Genomic DNA, 15,531 nt, shown 5'->3' with positions numbered 1-15,531 from the left:
ATCATCCTTTGCTGATCGTCCGTTTGGCGAGCAGGTGCAGGCCACGGATCGTCAGATCTGTGTCTACCACATCAAATATGTCTGTATGGTCGTCGAACAAGACCGACAGGCCGCCGGTCGCGACCACCTTGGTCGGGCGGCCGATCTCTTTCTTCATCCGCCCGATCAGGCCTTCCATCATCGCGACGTAGCCCCAGAACACCCCGATCTGCATCTGATCCTCGGTGTTGCGGCCGATCACGCTGTCGGTCGAGGGCGCGCCGATGGCGATCCTGGGAAGCTTGGCGGTCTTGCCTACCAGCGCATCGAGCGAAAGGTTGATCCCGGGCGCGATGATCCCGCCCTTGTACGCGCCATGATAGTCGACCACCTCGAACTTGGTCGCGGTGCCGAAATCGACCACGATCATGTCGCCCCCCACCAGCGCATGCGCCGCGATGCAGTTGAGCGCGCGGTCCGCGCCCAGCGAGCTCGGCAGGTCGACATCGATCTCGAAATCCCACGAAGCGGCACCCCGCCCTGCGACGATCGGGACGATGCCGAAATATCTCTCGCACAGGACAGAAAGGTTGTGGTCCGCCCGGGGCACGACCGAGCCGAAGATGATGTGGGTGATATCCTCGCGGGCGACGCCCTCGATCCCCAGCAGCTGAAACAGCCACACGGCGTATTCATCGCCCGTGCGCCGCCCGTCGGTGGAGATGCGCCAGCGCGCGCGAAGGGTATCCCCGTCGAACAGCGCGAAGACGAGGTTGGTGTTGCCCACATCGATTGCGAGAAGCATCAGCTATCCTCCGCCAGCATCACGTCGCCTGCATGAATGACATGCACCGAACCATCGGCCAAGCGCAGCCGCATCGATCCGTCCGGTTCCAGTCCTCCAAACCGGCCCTCTGCCCGGCTCCCGTCGGGCTCGTGAACACCGACTGGCGTGCCCTCGGGCATGCCCGCGGCGAGCCAGCTGCGAAGGAGCGGTTCAAGGCCGTAGGTCCGCCAGCGCTCCAGCTCGGTCGCGAAATGCGCGGAAAGGCTGGCGGCGAAGGCATCACGGTCCGGCGCGGGGCCGAACGCGGTCAGCGCAACCGAAGGCCGGTCGGGCAGATCGGGCGCAGCAACCAGATTGACGCCGACCCCGACCACCACCGCATCGCCGCTCGCCTCGAGCAGGATGCCCGAAAGCTTGGCCCGGCGCACCAGCAGGTCATTGGGCCACTTGAGCTGCAGCGGGCACTGCGCCGCATCGACGAAGCCCAGCACCGTCTCGTACAGCGCCACGCCGACGACCAGCGCGAGCGTATGTGCGGGCGGCTGACCCGCCGCCATGCGGACGACGGTCGAGCCCATGAAGTTGCCGTGCCCGTCGTGCCAGCCACGGCCCTGCCTGCCCCGCCCCGCGCTCTGCCGGTCGGCGACGAGCCAGTCGCCCTCGGCCCAGCCCTCGCCGGAACGCAGCGCGTCCAGCAGATCGGCATTGGTGGAGCCGGTTTCAGGTATGGTGCGGATCAAGACCTCGTCAGCGCCGCGCGCGTCAGACGCCCGCGAACAGCCCGGCAGCCGCAGTGTCGGTCATCATCTCGAGCCCGCGCGTCAGCAGCAGGCCGAGCGGGGAGATCAGCAGCGCGCACAGCGCGAGGATCGCCCATTGCGAAGCGGTCCCGCTCTTGGTCGCACGGCCCGCAGGCTCGTCGAAATACATGACCTTCACGACCTTGAGGTAATAGAACGCACCGATCACGCTGGCCGCGATGCCGATTACCGCGAGCGGCAGGAGACCTGCCTCCACCACCGCGTTGAACACCGCCACCTTGGCGAAGAAGCCCATCAGCGGCGGGATCCCGGCCAAGCTGAACATGAACGCCGCGAGGCACAGCGCGATCAGGGGACGGGTCGAAGAAAGACCGGCAATGTCATCCAGACCTTCCAGATACTCGCCGTCGCCATTGCGCAGCATCAAGATCGCGACGAAGCTGCCGAGCGACATCACGACATAGATCGCGAGGTAGTACAGCATCGCGCTGGCGCCGTCGGCATTGGCAGCAGCCAAGCCGATCAGGATGAAGCCGACGTTGTTGATGGAGGAATAGGCCATCAGACGCTTGAGATTGCTCTGCCCGATCGCCCCCAGCGCACCGACGACGATCGAAGCGAGGGCGGCGAAGATGACGATCTGACGCCATGCGTCGGTCTGCGAACCGAAGGCGTCGAGCGCGACGCGCGCGGTCAGCGCAATCGCCGCCACCTTGGGCGCGGTCGCGAAGAAGGTCGTCACCGGCGTCGGCGCACCTTCGTACACGTCGGGAGTCCACATGTGGAACGGCACCGCGCTGATCTTGAAGGCGAGGCCCGCCAGCACGAAGATCAGGCCGAACAGCGCGCCGGTCGAAAGCCCGGCCTCCTGCGCGGCGCGGATGCCCGCGAAACTCGTGGTACCGGTGAAACCGTAGGTCAGGCTAATCCCGTATAGCAGGATGCCGCTGGCCAGCGCGCCGAGCACGAAATACTTGAGGCCCGCCTCTGCCGAACGGCTGTCGTTGCGCAGGAAACTGGCCAGCACATACGCGGCGAGGCTGTTCAGTTCGAGCCCGATATACAGCGTCATCAGATCCGTTGCGGAAACCATGATGCTCATGCCGAGCGCGGCGAACAGGACCAGCACGGGATATTCGGGCTTCATCGCGCGGCGCGCGGCGAAGAAGCCGGGCGCGACCATCAGGCAACCGATCGCCGCGATGAAGATCAGGAGCTTGGCAAAGGCCGCGAAGGCGTCGGCGCTGATCTGCCCGTAGAAGGCCATCGCCGATACGCCGCCCGCACTTTCGGTGAGCGCCGGGATCGACAGGGAGGCAGCCCCACCCAGCGCGACAGCGGCCAGGATCGACACGAGACGGCCCGTCTTCTCTCCCCCGAAGGCGGCGATCAGCAGCAGGATCAGGCCGGAGCCGGTCAGCACCAGCTCTGGAATCACAAGGGCAAAGGAAGTCGCGTAGTCCATTAGTGTTCGCCCTCGGACGCCACTGCGCCCCCTTCATCGGTACCGTGTTCGCCCGCGCCACCGCCTTCATGCGGGAGGTAGTTGGCGGCATGTTCGCGCGGTTCGCCTGCGACCAGCGCCGCGTCGCCCGCTGGGGCGGCGCGCGCGATCCGCGCTTCGATCGCAGCAATGTCGCTGCGCATCGGTGCAATAAAGCTCTCCGGATAGACGCCCATCCACAGGACGGCGGCGGCCACCGGCGCCAGCATCAGCCATTCGCGAACGTTCAGATCGGGCATGGCAGCAGCGTCTTCGTTCTTCTGCACGCCGAAGACCACCCGGCGATAGAGGTACAGCATGTACCCGGCGCCAAGGATGATGCCCGTCGTCAGCACGAAGGTGGTCGCGCTCGATGCCTTGTAGATACCCGCAAGGCTCACGAACTCGGCCACGAAGCCGCTCGTCCCCGGCAGACCAATGGCCGCCATGGTGAACAGCAGGAAGAACAGCGCGTAGCGGGGCATGTTCGTTGCAAGCCCGCCGTAACGGGAGATTTCGCGGGTATGCAGCCGGTCGTAGATCACGCCGACGCACAGGAACAGCGCGCCAGAGACGAGGCCGTGGCTCAGCATCATGACCATCGCCCCTTCGAGGCCCTGCACGTTGAACGCGAACAGGCCCGCCGTCACGATCGCCATGTGGGCGACCGAAGAATAGGCGATCAGCTTCTTCATGTCCTGCTGGACCAGCGCGATCAGGCTGGTGACGACCACCGCGATCATGCTGAGACCGAAGATCAGCCAGACGAACTGCGCGGATGCTTCGGGGAACATCGGGAGGCTGAAACGGATGAAGCCGTAGCCACCCAGCTTCAGCAGCACGCCTGCCAGGATAACCGAGCCTGCGGTCGGAGCCTGGACGTGCGCGGCGGGAAGCCACGTGTGGACCGGCCACATCGGCATCTTCACCGCGAAGCTGGCGAAGAAGGCGAGCCACAGCCAGGTCTGCGCTTGCGGGGAGAAATCGTACTGCAGCAGCGTCGGGATGTCGCTGGTGCCCGCCGTGCTCATCATCCACAGCATCGCGATCAGCATCACGACCGAGCCGAGCAGCGTGTAGAGGAAGAACTTGTAGCTGGCGTATTTACGGTCCGTCCCGCCCCAGATGCCGATGATTAGGTACATCGGGATCAGGCCGGCTTCGAAGAAGATGTAGAACAGCAGGATGTCCTGCGCCGCGAACACGCCGATCATCAGCAGTTCCATGACGAGGAACGCCGCCATGTATTCGCCGACCCGCTTGGTTACGCTCGTCCAGCTGGCGAGGATGCAGATCGGCATCAGGAAAACGCTGAGCATGATCAGCATCAGGGCGATGCCATCGATGCCCAGCTTGTATTCGAAGCCCGCAAACAGGTTCGCGCGTTCGGTGAACTGCCACTGCGCGCCGCCAATGTCGAAATTCAGCCACAGGGCGATGCCCAAGGCCAGATCGACAAGCGTGGCGATCAGCGCGATCCAGCGAGCATTGGTCGCGTTCGAAAACAGGCAGAGCACCGCTGCGACCAGCGGTACGGCAAGCATGATCGAGAGAATGGGAAAGCCTTCCATCACAGCAGTACCCAGGTAACGGCGGCGATCAGGCCCAGGAGCATGATCAGAGCATAGGTGTTGAGCATGCCCGACTGGATGCGCTTGGCACCCGCCGCGCCCTGCTTGACCACCCAGGCCGCGCCATCGGGCCCGAAGCGGTCGATCACACCAATATCCAGCTGCTTCCAGAACACCCGGCCGAACCAGAATGCGGGCCGGACGAACAGGAAGTTATACAGCTCGTCGAAGTACCACTTGTTCAGGAACAGGCGGTAGATCGGCCCCAGCTGGTCTGCCGCCGCAGCAGGCAGTTTCGGGTTGCGAATATAGGCAAGCCAGGCGGTCAGCAGCCCGAGCAGCATGGCCACCGTCGCGGTCAGCTTCACCCACAGCGGAACGCCGTGCATCGAGTGGACGAGATCGTAGTTGAAGAAGATCGCGCCGTCCCAGAACTCCTTGGAATCCACGAAGGGTTCGTAGAACACGAAGCCAGCGAACACCGCACCGAGGCTGAGCACGACCAGCGGAAGAAGCATGACCCACGGCGCCTCGTGCGGGTGATAACCCGCCGTGCCGTCATTCTCCTCGGTCGAGGGAACGTGGTGCGCAACGCTTTCGCCTGCGTCTTCCTGCGCCGCAGGATTGTGATCTTCAGGTTCGTCATGCCCGTGATGGACGGCGTGCTGGATATGCTCGCTATCGGCCCAGCGCGGCTTGCCCCAGAAGGTCAGGAACATGAGGCGCCAGGAGTAGAAGCTGGTCAGCAGTGCCGCGAACGCGCCCGCCCAGAAAGCGAAGTTCGATGCAGCGGTCCCGCGGGCGAACGCCGCTTCGAGGATCGCGTCCTTCGAATAGAAGCCTGCGAAGCCGAACACGTCGATGATGCCGACGCCGGTAATGGCCAGCGTACCCGCCACCATCGCCCAGAAAGTGATCGGGATCCGCTTACGCAGCGCGCCGTAATAGCGCATGTCCTGCTCGTGGTGCATCGCATGGATCACCGCGCCCGCGCCGAGGAACAGCAACGCCTTGAAGAAAGCATGCGTGAACAGGTGGAACATCGCCACACCGTAGGCGCCGACGCCAGCAGCGAAGAACATGTAGCCCAGCTGCGAACAGGTCGAATAGGCGATGACACGCTTGATGTCCCACTGCGTGGTGCCGATCGTCGCCGCGAACAGGCAGGTCGCGCCGCCGACTACCGTCACGATCGTCAGCGCGACCGGTGCGGTTTCGAACATCGGCGACAAGCGGCAGACCATGAACACGCCTGCGGTCACCATGGTCGCGGCGTGGATCAGGGCCGACACCGGGGTCGGGCCTTCCATCGCATCGGGCAGCCAAGTGTGCAGCCCAAGCTGCGCGGATTTGCCCATCGCGCCGATGAACAGGAGGATACAAAGGATATCCATCGTCATCAGGCGCATGCCCATGAACGTGATGCTGCTGCCGCTCATCGCCGGAGCCATCTCGAGGATTTCGGGAATCGATACCGTGCCAAACACGAGGAAGGTGCCGAAAATGCCGAGCATGAAGCCTAGGTCGCCCACGCGGTTGACCACGAAGGCCTTGATCGCTGCGGCGTTGGCGGACGGCTTGTGGTACCAGAAGCCGATCAGAAGGTAGGACGCCAAGCCGACGCCTTCCCATCCGAAGAACATCTGCACGAGGTTGTCAGCCGTCACCAGCATCAGCATCGCGAAGGTGAACAGGCTCAGATACGCGAAGAAGCGCTGCTGCGACGGGTCCTCGTCCATGTACCCCCACGAATAGAGGTGGACGAGCGCCGAAACGCTGGTGATTACCACCAGCATGACCGCGGTCAGCGTGTCGACGCGCAGGGCCCAGTCGAAGCTGAGGTCGCCCGAGGCAACCCACTGCAGCACGGGTACGACCTGCGCCTCCGCTCCACCGCCGAGGAAGGCGAGGAAGATCGGCCAGCTAAGCGCGCAGGAGACGAACAGCCCGCCGGTCGTGATGACCTTGGACACGGTTTTGCCAAGCGCCCCACCGAACAGGCCGGCGACAATCGCCGCGAGCAGCGGCAGGAATACGATGATGAGGATCGAAGACTGCACGGGTGGTTCAGCCCTTCATCCGGTTCACATCGTCGACCGCGATCGTACCGCGATCACGGAAGAAGATGACGAGGATCGCGAGGCCGATGGCCGCTTCGCCCGCCGCCACGGTCAACACGAACATCGCGAAGATCTGGCCGGTCAGGTCGCCGAGGAAGGAGCTGAACGCGACGAGGTTGATGTTCACCGCCAGCAGGATCAGCTCGATCGCCATCAGGATGACGATCACGTTCTTGCGGTTGAGGAAGATCCCCAGCACGCCAAGCACGAACAGGATCGCGCTGACGATGATGTAATGCTCGATGCCGATCACAGCTCGACCCCCTCGCCCACGGTGGGCCGTTTCATCTGCGTTGCTTCCTTCGGGTTGCGACGAACCTGCTTTGTGATGTTCTGGTGGCCGCGTGTGGTCTTGAGGTCGCGGTGGGTCAGCACGATCGCACCGATCATCGCCACCAGCAGGATCAGGCCCGCCGCCTCGAACACGAAGACGTACCTGGAATAGAGCAGCGCGCCGACATTCTCGATATTGCTGCGTGCCAGGTCGGGCGCATTCGCACCGCTCGCCGTGCCCAGCTCCAGCGCGCCGGCCTGCAGCGCACCGATGCCCAGCACCAGCTCCGCCAGCAGCACCAGCGCAATCGCGATGCCCAGCGGGAAGTTCTTGATGAACCCGGCGCGCAGCTCCGCCATGTCGACGTCGAGCATCATGACCACGAACAGGAAGAGCACCGCCACGGCGCCGACGTAAACGACGACCAGCAGCATGGCGATGAATTCCGCGCCCAGCAGGACCATCAGGCCCGCCGCGTTGAAGAATGCAAGGATCAGCCACAGCACCGAATGCACGGGGTTGCGGCTCATGATCGTCAGCACGCCGCTGGCGATCACGAGAAACGCGAAAAGGTAAAAGGCTATGGCCTGAATCATGACGATTTTCCCTGATCGTCACCCTCGCGCAGGCGAAGGTCCATGTAAGCTGTCGTCATGCAATCCATGTCCGTTAGCTGGGCCCCTGCCTGCGCAGGAGCGACGAGAGGTTGGTTCATTGGTGCCCCACTTGTGCGGAGCGCCTAGCGGTAGGGCGCGTCGGCTTCAAGGTTCGCCGCGATGGCGCGTTCCCATTTGTCACCATTGGCGAGCAGCTTGGCCTTGTCGTAGAGCAATTCCTCGCGGGTTTCCGTGGAATATTCGAAGTTCGGCCCTTCGACGATCGCATCCACCGGGCACGCTTCCTGGCAGAAACCGCAATAGATGCACTTCGTCATGTCGATGTCGTAGCGCGTGGTGCGGCGGCTGCCGTCGGCCCGCGGTTCCGACTCGATGGTGATCGCCTGCGCGGGGCACACCGCCTCGCAAAGCTTGCACGCGATGCAGCGCTCTTCCCCATTGGGATAGCGGCGCAGCGCATGCTCGCCCCGGAACCGAGGAGAAATCGGGTTCTTCTCGTACGGGTAGTTGATCGTGACCTTGGGCTTGAAGAGATACTTCAGGGTCAGCGCGTGGGCCTTCACGAATTCCCAGAGGGTGAAGGCCTTGATGGTCTGGGCGATACTCATGAGGGGGTTCCGAAGTGTCCGGTGGCCATCAGGTAACCGCTGATGACGAAAACGAAGATCAGGCTCATCGGCAGGAAGACCTTCCAGCCAAGCCGCATCAGCTGGTCGTAGCGGTAGCGCGGTACGGTCGCCATGACCCAGCTGAAGCAGAAGAAGAAGAACAGCGTCTTCAGGAAGAACCAGATGAAGCCGGGCACCAGGTACAGCGGTGCCCAGTCGATCGGAGGCAGCCAGCCACCGAAGAACAGCAGCGTGTTGAGGCTGCACATCAGCAGGATGTTGGCATATTCACCCAGCCAATAGAGCGCGAAGGCCATGCTGGAATATTCGGTCTGGTAGCCTGCGACCAGCTCGCTCTCCGCCTCGGTCAGGTCGAACGGGACGCGCTGCGTTTCCGCCAGCGAGCTGATGAAGAACACCACCCACATCGGGAACAGCATCAGGTTGAAATAGAACCCGTTGACGATACCGAAGGCATGGCCACGCTGCGCCTCGACGATGGCGGTCAGGTTGAAGCTGCCCGCCCACAACACGACGCACACGAGAATGAAGCCGATCGAGACCTCGTACGAGATCATCTGCGCGGCGGCGCGCATGGCGGAGAAGAACGGGTATTTGGAGTTGGACGCCCACCCGGCCATCACAACGCCGTATACCGACAGAGAGCTGATCGCGAGGATGTAGAGCAGGCCGACATTAATGTCCGCCAGCACCCAGCCATCCGCGAAGGGTATCACCGCCCATGCCGCTAGCGCGACCGTAAAGGTCACGATCGGCGCGATGATGAAGATGCCCTTGTTCGCCGCGCTCGGGATGATGGTTTCCTGCAGGAACACCTTCAGCCCGTCAGCAAAGCTTTGCAGCAGCCCGAAGGGGCCGACCACGTTGGGCCCGCGCCGCAAGTTGATCGCGGCCCAGACCTTGCGGTCGATCAGGATGACGTAAGCAACCGCCAGCATCACCGGCAGCGCGATCAGCAGGATACCCACGATGGTCGCGACGAACCACGCCCATTCGTAGTTCATGCCGAGGGATTGGAAGAAGTCGGTCATTCCGCGGCCTCCAACATGTCTTCGCCATGGACCAGTTCGGCCGAGCAGCGCTGCATCGTCTCGCTCGCGCGGGCAATGGGGTTGGTAAGGTAGAAGTCCGTGATCGGGTAAGCGATTGCACCCTTCGCCTTGGGCGTCTTCTTGCCTTTGGGCAGCGTGCCCAGCGGCGCGATGCCTTCCTCGCCCAGAGCGGGCACGGCCTCGATCATTGCCGACTGAAGCTGTGCGAAGCTGTCGAACCCGACGGTCACACCGAAGGCATCGGCCAGCGCACGCAGGATTGTCCAGTCTTCGCGCGCGTCACCGGGAGCAAACACCGCCTTCTCGGCGAATTGTACGCGACCTTCGGTGTTGACGTAGGTCCCGTCCTTCTCCGCATAGGAGGCTGCAGGCAGGATGATATCCGCCGCATGCGCGCCCGCGTCGCCATGGTGGCCAATATAGACCTTCAGGCTCTTCTCAAACGCGCCGAAATCGAGCGAATCGGCGCCCAGCGACAGGAGCACCGCAGGCGCTGCATCGACGATGTCCTTGATGCCGCCCTTCTGCGCGTAGCCGAGCATTACCCCGCCCATTCGCGAAGCAGCGGTGTGGATCACGTTGAAGCCGTTCCAGGCCTCTCCGTCGATGTCGCGAACCAGGTTCCACTCGCCCGCCAGCGCCAGCGCCGGATGCAGCGCGTTCGCCGCAAGGCCACCAGGGCCGACGATGATCGCGGGACGGCTCGCGTCCTTGAACGCTTCGCCGACATGGCCCGGCAGGTCGTGCAGCAGGCCCGCATCCTCGCCGAGGAATTCACAGGCAAAGGTCGTGTCCCACTCGGGCCCGACCACGAAGATCTTCGCCCCGCGCTTCGCCGCCTTGCGCAGGCGGACATTGATCAGCGGCGCCTCGTGGCGGACCTGGCTGCCGACGATCAGGATCGCATCGGCGGTTTCGATCCCGGCCAGCGTCGAGTTGAAGGCGATCCCGGCGAGGCTGGAGCAATCGTAGTCGAGCCCGGTCTGGCGCCCTTCGAGCTTGTCCGAACCGAGTTCGGCCAGCAGACGCTTGGCAGCGAACATCGTCTCGCAATCGACCAGATCGCCCGCGACCGCTGCGATCGAGCCTTCGCCACCCTGCTTCGCCGCATTCACGATCGCGTCGAACGCCTCTTCCCAGCTCGCGCGTTGCAGCTTGCCCGCGTTATCGCCCCCCACGGCGCGCATCCACACCTGGTCAAGCCGACGCCGCGTCAGGCCTTCGACCTGGTAGCGCGCCTTGTCCGAGATCCACTCTTCGTTGACGTCGTCGTTGATCCGGGGAAGCGCGCGCATGACTTCGCGGCCGCGGCTGTCGAGCCGGATATTCGCGCCGACCGCATCGGACACGTCGATGCTCAGCGTCTTCTTCAGCTCCCACGGCCGCGCCTCGTAGGCATAGGGGCGGCTGGTGAGCGCACCGACCGGGCACAGGTCGATCACGTTGGCGCTCATTTCGTGGCTAGCCGCCTTTTCGAGATAGGTCGTGATCTGCATGTCTTCGCCGCGATAGAGCGCGCCGATCTCGTCCACGCCCGCGATTTCTTCGGAGAAGCGCACGCAGCGGGTGCAGTGGATGCAGCGGGTCATGATCGTCTTGATCAGCGGGCCCATGTACTTCTCGGTCACCGCACGCTTGTTTTCGTGATAGCGAGACGCGCCGCGGCCGTAATACATTGCCTGGTCCTGCAGGTCGCATTCGCCGCCCTGGTCGCAGATCGGGCAATCGAGCGGGTGGTTGATGAGGAGAAACTCCATCACCCCTTCACGCGCCGCACGCACCATTTCGCTGTCGGTGCGGATTTCCTGCCCTTCGGTCGCGGGCAGCGCACAGCTTGCCTGCGGCTTGGGCGGCCCGGGCTTCACTTCGACCAGGCACATGCGGCAATTGCCCGCGATGCTCAGGCGTTCGTGATAGCAGAAACGCGGGATTTCCTTGCCCGCAAGCTCGCACGCCTGCAGCACGGTCGCGCCTTCGGGCGCGTCGATTTCCTGTCCGTCTACGGTGACTTTAGGCATTATTCGGCAGCTTCCTGCAGAGTGTTTTCGCGTTCGTTGATCCGCCGCTCGAGCTCGGGGCGGAAATGGCGGATCAGGCCCTGGATCGGCCACGCGGCGGCATCACCCAGCGCGCAGATCGTGTGGCCTTCCACCTGCTTGGTGACGGTGTGGAGCATATCGATCTCGTCAAGATCGGCATCGCCCGTCTCGAGCCGCTTCATCACGCGCCACATCCACCCGGTGCCTTCGCGGCAGGGCGTGCACTGGCCGCAGCTCTCGTGCTTGTAGAAGTAGCTGATGCGCGAAATCGCGCGGACGATATCGGTCGACTTGTCCATCACGATCACGGCGGCGGTGCCGAGACCGGAGCCCAGCTCCTTCAGCCCGTCGAAATCCATCGGCGCGTCCATGATCTGTTCGGCCGGGACCAGCGGAACGGACGAACCGCCCGGGATCACCGCCAGCAGGTTGTCCCACCCGCCGCGAATGCCGCCGCAATGCCGTTCGATCAGTTCGCGGAAGGGAATGCCCATCTCTTCCTCGACCACGCAGGGCTTTTCGACATGCCCGCTGATCTGGAACAGCTTGGTACCCTGGTTCTTCTCGCGCCCGAAGCCCGCGAACCACGAGGGGCCGCGCCGCAGGATCGTGGGCACGACCGCGATGCTCTCAACATTGTTCACCGTCGTGGGACAGCCATAGAGGCCCGCACCCGCCGGGAACGGCGGTTTGAGCCGCGGCTGACCCTTCTTGCCTTCGAGGCTTTCGATCAGAGCGGTTTCCTCGCCGCAGATATACGCTCCTGCACCACGGTGCAGGAAGACGTCGTAGTCGTAGCCCGAACCGCTCGCATTCTTGCCGATCAGGCCGGCGTCATACGCCTCGTCGATCGCCTTCTGCAGCGTCTCCGCCTCGCGGATATATTCGCCGCGAATGTAGATATAGGCCGCCCGCGCGCGCATCGCGAAGCCCGCGACCAGAGCGCCTTCGATCAGCTTGTGCGGATCATGCCGCATGATCTCGCGGTCCTTGCACGAACCGGGTTCGGATTCGTCGGCATTGATCACGAGGAAGCTGGGCCGGCCGTCCTTGCTTTCCTTGGGCATGAAGGACCACTTCATGCCGGTCGGGAAGCCCGCGCCGCCGCGCCCGCGCAGGCCCGAAGCCTTCACATCCTCGATGATCGCGTCCTGCCCCTTGGCGAGCAGCGCCTTGGTATCGTCCCAGTCGCCACGCGCCTGCGCGGCCTTCAGGCCCGCGGACTGGAAGCCGTAGAGGTTGGTGAAAATGCGGTCCTTATCGGCCAGGCTCATGCCATAACTCCAAACACAACAAAGGCCGCCACGGCGAGGATCGCAAGCAGCGCGAGCGTCTTGAAAATACCGCTCAGCACCTTCCACGCGATGGCAATGGCGATCAGCGCGACGACGATGGTGACGATGTTAGTTTCCATTGCGCACCTCGTCGGTCTGCTTGCCGCGGCTGAAAATACCCAGGCCTCCGAACACGATACCCAGGGCGATCCACACGACCCAGTCGTCGCCTCTGAGCGCGTTTACCAGTGCAAGCACCAGGAAGACGAACCCGATGACCGGAAATCCTTTCTTGGCAGCCCCACCCATCACCATTCGCCCCGGTAATCGTGGTTCTCGGTGACCATGTCCTTCAGCGTGGTCGGCCCGCCGCTCGGTTCGGACGTGTGGCGACCGGGCTCCTGCGTGCCCGTCTTGGGCTGTTCGCCCTTGGCCAGCGCGTCGAGCACGGCGTCGAGCCGTTCGGGCGTCAGGTCTTCATAGTTGTCGTCGTTGATCTGAACCATCGGCGCGGTTGCGCAATTGCCCATGCATTCGACTTCGGTGAGTGTCCACAGGCCGTCCTCGGACACTTCGCCCTTCTTCATGCCATGCGCCTTGCACGCGGCGATGATGTCGTCGCTGCCGCGCAGCATGCACGGCGTCGTGCCGCACACCTGCACGTGGTACTTCCCCACGGGCTTGAGGTTGTACATGAAGTAGAAGGTCGCGACCTCGAGCACGCGGATCACTGGCATGTCGAGATAGTTCGCGACATACTCGATCACCGGCAGCGGCAGCCAGCCTTGCGTATCGGTTTCCTCGCCGACCTGCCGCTGGGCAAGGTCGAGCAACGGCATAACCGCCGATTTCTGGCGCCCTTCGGGATAGCGGGCGAGCGCCTTCTTCGCCCTCGCCTCATAGGCCGCGTTGAAGGCGAAATTACCCCAGCGCTCGCGCAGTTCGGGGGTGTCGGGTGCGGTTGAACGATCAGCCATTTTGCATCTCCCGGTTTGAGAAATGCTTCGCAAGACCGAACGAAAGCAATCCGAGGAAGACTAGAGCCATCGAATACACAAGTGAAGATTCCCAGAAACCGGCGATGTCGCCTAGCAGATAAGCCATCAGGACAAACGCAACGATCAAGCCACCAAATTCAAATGAGGTCTTTTTACTCACCGGTCGCACTCCCCGAACACGACGTCGATCGCACCGAGGATGGCGGTGGCGTCGGGCAGCATGTGGCCCTTGGTCATCATGTCCATCGCCTGCAGGTGCGAGAACGCGGTTGGGCGGATCTTGCAGCGGTAGGGTTTGTTCGACCCGTCGCTGACCAGGTACACGCCGAATTCGCCCTTGGGGCTCTCGGTCGCGACGTAGACTTCGCCCGCAGGCACGTGGAAGCCTTCGGTGTAGAGCTTGAAGTGGTGGATCAGCGCTTCCATCGACTGCTTCATCTCGCCGCGCTTGGGCGGCACCACCTTGCGGTCGTCCGAAGCAATCGGGCCGGACGGCATCTCGGCAAGGCACTGCTTGATGATCTTGGCGCTCTGGTAGACTTCCTGCACGCGGACCATGAAGCGGTCATAGCAGTCCGAATTGGTGCCCACGGGCACCTCGAAATCCATCCGGTCGTACACATCGTAGGGCTGCGCCTTGCGCAGGTCCCACGGCACACCCGCGGCGCGCAGCATCGGGCCGGAGAAGCCCCACTTGATCGCGTCTTCGCGGCTGACGACGGCGATGTCGACGTTGCGCTGCTTGAAGATGCGGTTGTCCATCACAAGGCTCATCGCGTCGCCGAACAGTTCGGGCACGCGGTTGTCGAGCCATTCGCCGATATCGACCAGCAGCTTCTCGGGCACGTCCTGGTGCACGCCGCCGGGGCGGAACCAGGCGGAGTGCATTCGCGCACCGCTTGCCCGCTCGAAGAAGTTCATGCAGTCTTCGCGCAGCTCGAAAATCCACAGGTTCGGCGTCATCGCGCCGACATCCATCACGTGCGCGCCGATGTTGAGGAAGTGGTTCGACATGCGCGTCAGCTCGGCGAACAGCACCCGCAGATACTGGGCGCGGATCGGGACTTCGAGATTGAGCAGCTTCTCGATCGCGAGGACGTAGGAATGCTCCTGGCAGAGCGGTGAACAGTAATCGAGCCGGTCGAAGTAGGGCAGCGCCTGCAGGTAGGTCTTGTGCTCGATCAGCTTCTCAGTGCCGCGATGCAGCAGGCCGACATGCGGGTCCACGCGCTCGACGATCTCGCCGTCGAGCTCCATCACCATGCGCAGCACGCCGTGCGCCGCAGGGTGCTGCGGGCCGAAGTTGATCGTGTAGTTGCTGATCTTCTCGTCGCCGGTGGTCGGCGATTCCTCGATCGTCAGTCCGTGTGCCATCTCGTTTCCTATCCGCAGGCCCATTGCCCGCTGGCAAACTTGCGCTGCTTGCCGTCCGCCGCGACGTAGAGGTCGGCGGTCCGCACCGTGCCCTCGCCCGCTGCGGGGACGATCTTCACGGTCAGCCCTTCCGCCGTCAGCGTGGGCCCGGCGTAGATCGCATCGAGCCCGCCGTCCTGCGCGGTCATGTTGACCAACTCGCCGCCGACGCGGATCACGCCCCTGCCCTGCACGGCGGCATCGTTGGGCGCGCCGACCAGCAGCATCTCGGTGCCGCCCTGCGAGAAGGTGCAGCCCCCGTCGCGCGGGCCGAGATCGACGCGGCCGATATTGCCCAGCTTTTCGAGCTCCATCGGGTCCGCTCCTTCGGGCGCGGCGGACGTGCGCGCCACGGTGCTGTCGGCTGCGGCAACGCTGCCCTGCGGCGCGGGCTCACCCTCGCCTACAGCGACACGCGCGGCGAAATCGTCGCTACCTTGCGCGGTGTCTTCACCCTGCGAGCAGGCCGCAAGAAGGATTGCGGCGAAAAGCATCGGCAATGTTCTCATCCAAACCTTCTCCATCGTCGCGTTA

The 15,531-nt window shown here is 63.6% G+C and carries 17 protein-coding genes; all 17 read right to left on the bottom strand.

Annotation, left to right across the window (positions count from 1 at the left end; translation table 11 throughout):
• Position 1: 1 nt before the first annotated feature.
• Positions 2 to 784, bottom strand: coding sequence for a type III pantothenate kinase (locus ACYQ0L_RS00930; RefSeq protein WP_459787051.1), 783 nt, complete (start codon positions 782 to 784; stop codon positions 2 to 4).
• Positions 784 to 1,506, bottom strand: a complete 723-nt coding sequence (locus ACYQ0L_RS00925) for a biotin--[acetyl-CoA-carboxylase] ligase (protein WP_459787050.1) — start codon at positions 1,504 to 1,506, stop codon at positions 784 to 786. Before ACYQ0L_RS00925 ends, ACYQ0L_RS00930 begins: the two co-directional genes overlap by 1 nt.
• 22 nt (positions 1,507 to 1,528) lie before the next feature.
• The gene (gene nuoN, locus ACYQ0L_RS00920) at positions 1,529 to 2,992 is read right to left on the bottom strand and encodes an NADH-quinone oxidoreductase subunit NuoN (protein WP_459787049.1); all 1,464 of its coding nucleotides are present in this window, start codon (positions 2,990 to 2,992) and stop codon (positions 1,529 to 1,531) included.
• Positions 2,992 to 4,581 carry an NADH-quinone oxidoreductase subunit M gene (locus ACYQ0L_RS00915; protein WP_459787048.1) on the bottom strand — a complete coding sequence of 530 codons (1,590 nt, stop codon included), beginning with the start codon at positions 4,579 to 4,581 and terminating at the stop codon, positions 2,992 to 2,994. Before ACYQ0L_RS00915 ends, nuoN begins: the two co-directional genes overlap by 1 nt.
• A complete protein-coding gene (gene nuoL, locus ACYQ0L_RS00910; RefSeq protein WP_459787047.1) occupies positions 4,581 to 6,641 on the bottom strand; it encodes an NADH-quinone oxidoreductase subunit L in 2,061 nt (686 codons plus the stop codon). The genes ACYQ0L_RS00915 and nuoL overlap by 1 nt, the downstream gene beginning before the upstream one ends.
• Positions 6,642 to 6,648: 7 nt before the next feature.
• Positions 6,649 to 6,954: an NADH-quinone oxidoreductase subunit NuoK gene (gene nuoK, locus ACYQ0L_RS00905; RefSeq protein ID WP_459787046.1), complete on the bottom strand. Its 306-nt coding sequence runs from the start codon at positions 6,952 to 6,954 to the stop codon at positions 6,649 to 6,651.
• Complete coding sequence (locus ACYQ0L_RS00900; RefSeq protein ID WP_459787045.1) at positions 6,951 to 7,571, bottom strand: NADH-quinone oxidoreductase subunit J; 621 nt, start codon at positions 7,569 to 7,571, stop codon at positions 6,951 to 6,953. The genes nuoK and ACYQ0L_RS00900 overlap by 4 nt, the downstream gene beginning before the upstream one ends.
• A gap of 143 nt (positions 7,572 to 7,714) precedes the next feature.
• Complete coding sequence (nuoI, locus tag ACYQ0L_RS00895) at positions 7,715 to 8,200, bottom strand: NADH-quinone oxidoreductase subunit NuoI (RefSeq protein ID WP_459787044.1); 486 nt, start codon at positions 8,198 to 8,200, stop codon at positions 7,715 to 7,717.
• Positions 8,197 to 9,252, bottom strand: a complete 1,056-nt coding sequence (nuoH, locus tag ACYQ0L_RS00890) for an NADH-quinone oxidoreductase subunit NuoH (protein WP_459787043.1) — start codon at positions 9,250 to 9,252, stop codon at positions 8,197 to 8,199. Before nuoH ends, nuoI begins: the two co-directional genes overlap by 4 nt.
• Complete coding sequence (nuoG, locus tag ACYQ0L_RS00885; RefSeq protein WP_459787042.1) at positions 9,249 to 11,291, bottom strand: NADH-quinone oxidoreductase subunit NuoG; 2,043 nt, start codon at positions 11,289 to 11,291, stop codon at positions 9,249 to 9,251. Before nuoG ends, nuoH begins: the two co-directional genes overlap by 4 nt.
• Positions 11,291 to 12,586, bottom strand: coding sequence for an NADH-quinone oxidoreductase subunit NuoF (gene nuoF, locus ACYQ0L_RS00880; protein WP_459787041.1), 1,296 nt, complete (start codon positions 12,584 to 12,586; stop codon positions 11,291 to 11,293). Before nuoF ends, nuoG begins: the two co-directional genes overlap by 1 nt.
• Entirely contained in the window at positions 12,583 to 12,726 is a 144-nt protein-coding gene (locus ACYQ0L_RS00875; RefSeq protein ID WP_459787040.1) for a hypothetical protein, read from the bottom strand. The genes nuoF and ACYQ0L_RS00875 overlap by 4 nt, the downstream gene beginning before the upstream one ends.
• Positions 12,716 to 12,895 (bottom strand): hypothetical protein, encoded by a 180-nt coding sequence (locus ACYQ0L_RS00870; protein ID WP_459787039.1) that lies wholly within the window; start codon positions 12,893 to 12,895, stop codon positions 12,716 to 12,718. Before ACYQ0L_RS00870 ends, ACYQ0L_RS00875 begins: the two co-directional genes overlap by 11 nt.
• Positions 12,895 to 13,563 carry an NADH-quinone oxidoreductase subunit NuoE gene (gene nuoE / locus ACYQ0L_RS00865; RefSeq protein WP_459787038.1) on the bottom strand — a complete coding sequence of 223 codons (669 nt, stop codon included), beginning with the start codon at positions 13,561 to 13,563 and terminating at the stop codon, positions 12,895 to 12,897. The genes ACYQ0L_RS00870 and nuoE overlap by 1 nt, the downstream gene beginning before the upstream one ends.
• On the bottom strand, positions 13,556 to 13,744 hold the full coding sequence (locus ACYQ0L_RS00860; RefSeq protein WP_459787037.1) for a hypothetical protein: 189 nt from the start codon (positions 13,742 to 13,744) through the stop codon (positions 13,556 to 13,558). The genes nuoE and ACYQ0L_RS00860 overlap by 8 nt, the downstream gene beginning before the upstream one ends.
• Complete coding sequence (locus ACYQ0L_RS00855; protein WP_459787036.1) at positions 13,741 to 14,958, bottom strand: NADH-quinone oxidoreductase subunit D; 1,218 nt, start codon at positions 14,956 to 14,958, stop codon at positions 13,741 to 13,743. Before ACYQ0L_RS00855 ends, ACYQ0L_RS00860 begins: the two co-directional genes overlap by 4 nt.
• 8 nt (positions 14,959 to 14,966) lie before the next feature.
• Positions 14,967 to 15,506 carry a hypothetical protein gene (locus tag ACYQ0L_RS00850; RefSeq protein ID WP_459787035.1) on the bottom strand — a complete coding sequence of 180 codons (540 nt, stop codon included), beginning with the start codon at positions 15,504 to 15,506 and terminating at the stop codon, positions 14,967 to 14,969.
• Positions 15,507 to 15,531: the final 25 nt, after the last annotated feature.

The sequence above is a fragment of the Alteriqipengyuania triglochinis genome (assembly GCF_054655655.1).
This window is presented reverse-complemented; position numbering and strand designations above follow the sequence as displayed.

Bases quoted from the DNA above. Each gene is read 5' to 3' on its own strand.
- ACYQ0L_RS00875 (WP_459787040.1), bottom strand. From the start codon at position 12,726: ATGGAAACTAACATCGTCACCATCGTCGTCGCGCTGATCGCCATTGCC.
- ACYQ0L_RS00850 (WP_459787035.1), bottom strand. From the start codon at position 15,506: ATGAGAACATTGCCGATGCTTTTCGCCGCAATCCTTCTTGCGGCCTGC.
- nuoI (WP_459787044.1), bottom strand. From the start codon at position 8,200: ATGAGTATCGCCCAGACCATCAAGGCCTTCACCCTCTGGGAATTCGTG.
- nuoG (WP_459787042.1), bottom strand. From the start codon at position 11,291: ATGCCTAAAGTCACCGTAGACGGACAGGAAATCGACGCGCCCGAAGGC.
- nuoH (WP_459787043.1), bottom strand. From the start codon at position 9,252: ATGACCGACTTCTTCCAATCCCTCGGCATGAACTACGAATGGGCGTGG.
- nuoN (WP_459787049.1), bottom strand. From the start codon at position 2,992: ATGGACTACGCGACTTCCTTTGCCCTTGTGATTCCAGAGCTGGTGCTG.
- ACYQ0L_RS00870 (WP_459787039.1), bottom strand. From the start codon at position 12,895: ATGGGTGGGGCTGCCAAGAAAGGATTTCCGGTCATCGGGTTCGTCTTC.
- nuoF (WP_459787041.1), bottom strand. From the start codon at position 12,586: ATGAGCCTGGCCGATAAGGACCGCATTTTCACCAACCTCTACGGCTTC.
- ACYQ0L_RS00855 (WP_459787036.1), bottom strand. From the start codon at position 14,958: ATGGCACACGGACTGACGATCGAGGAATCGCCGACCACCGGCGACGAG.
- nuoE (WP_459787038.1), bottom strand. From the start codon at position 13,563: ATGGCTGATCGTTCAACCGCACCCGACACCCCCGAACTGCGCGAGCGC.
- ACYQ0L_RS00900 (WP_459787045.1), bottom strand. From the start codon at position 7,571: ATGATTCAGGCCATAGCCTTTTACCTTTTCGCGTTTCTCGTGATCGCC.
- ACYQ0L_RS00915 (WP_459787048.1), bottom strand. From the start codon at position 4,581: ATGGAAGGCTTTCCCATTCTCTCGATCATGCTTGCCGTACCGCTGGTC.
- ACYQ0L_RS00930 (WP_459787051.1), bottom strand. From the start codon at position 784: ATGCTTCTCGCAATCGATGTGGGCAACACCAACCTCGTCTTCGCGCTG.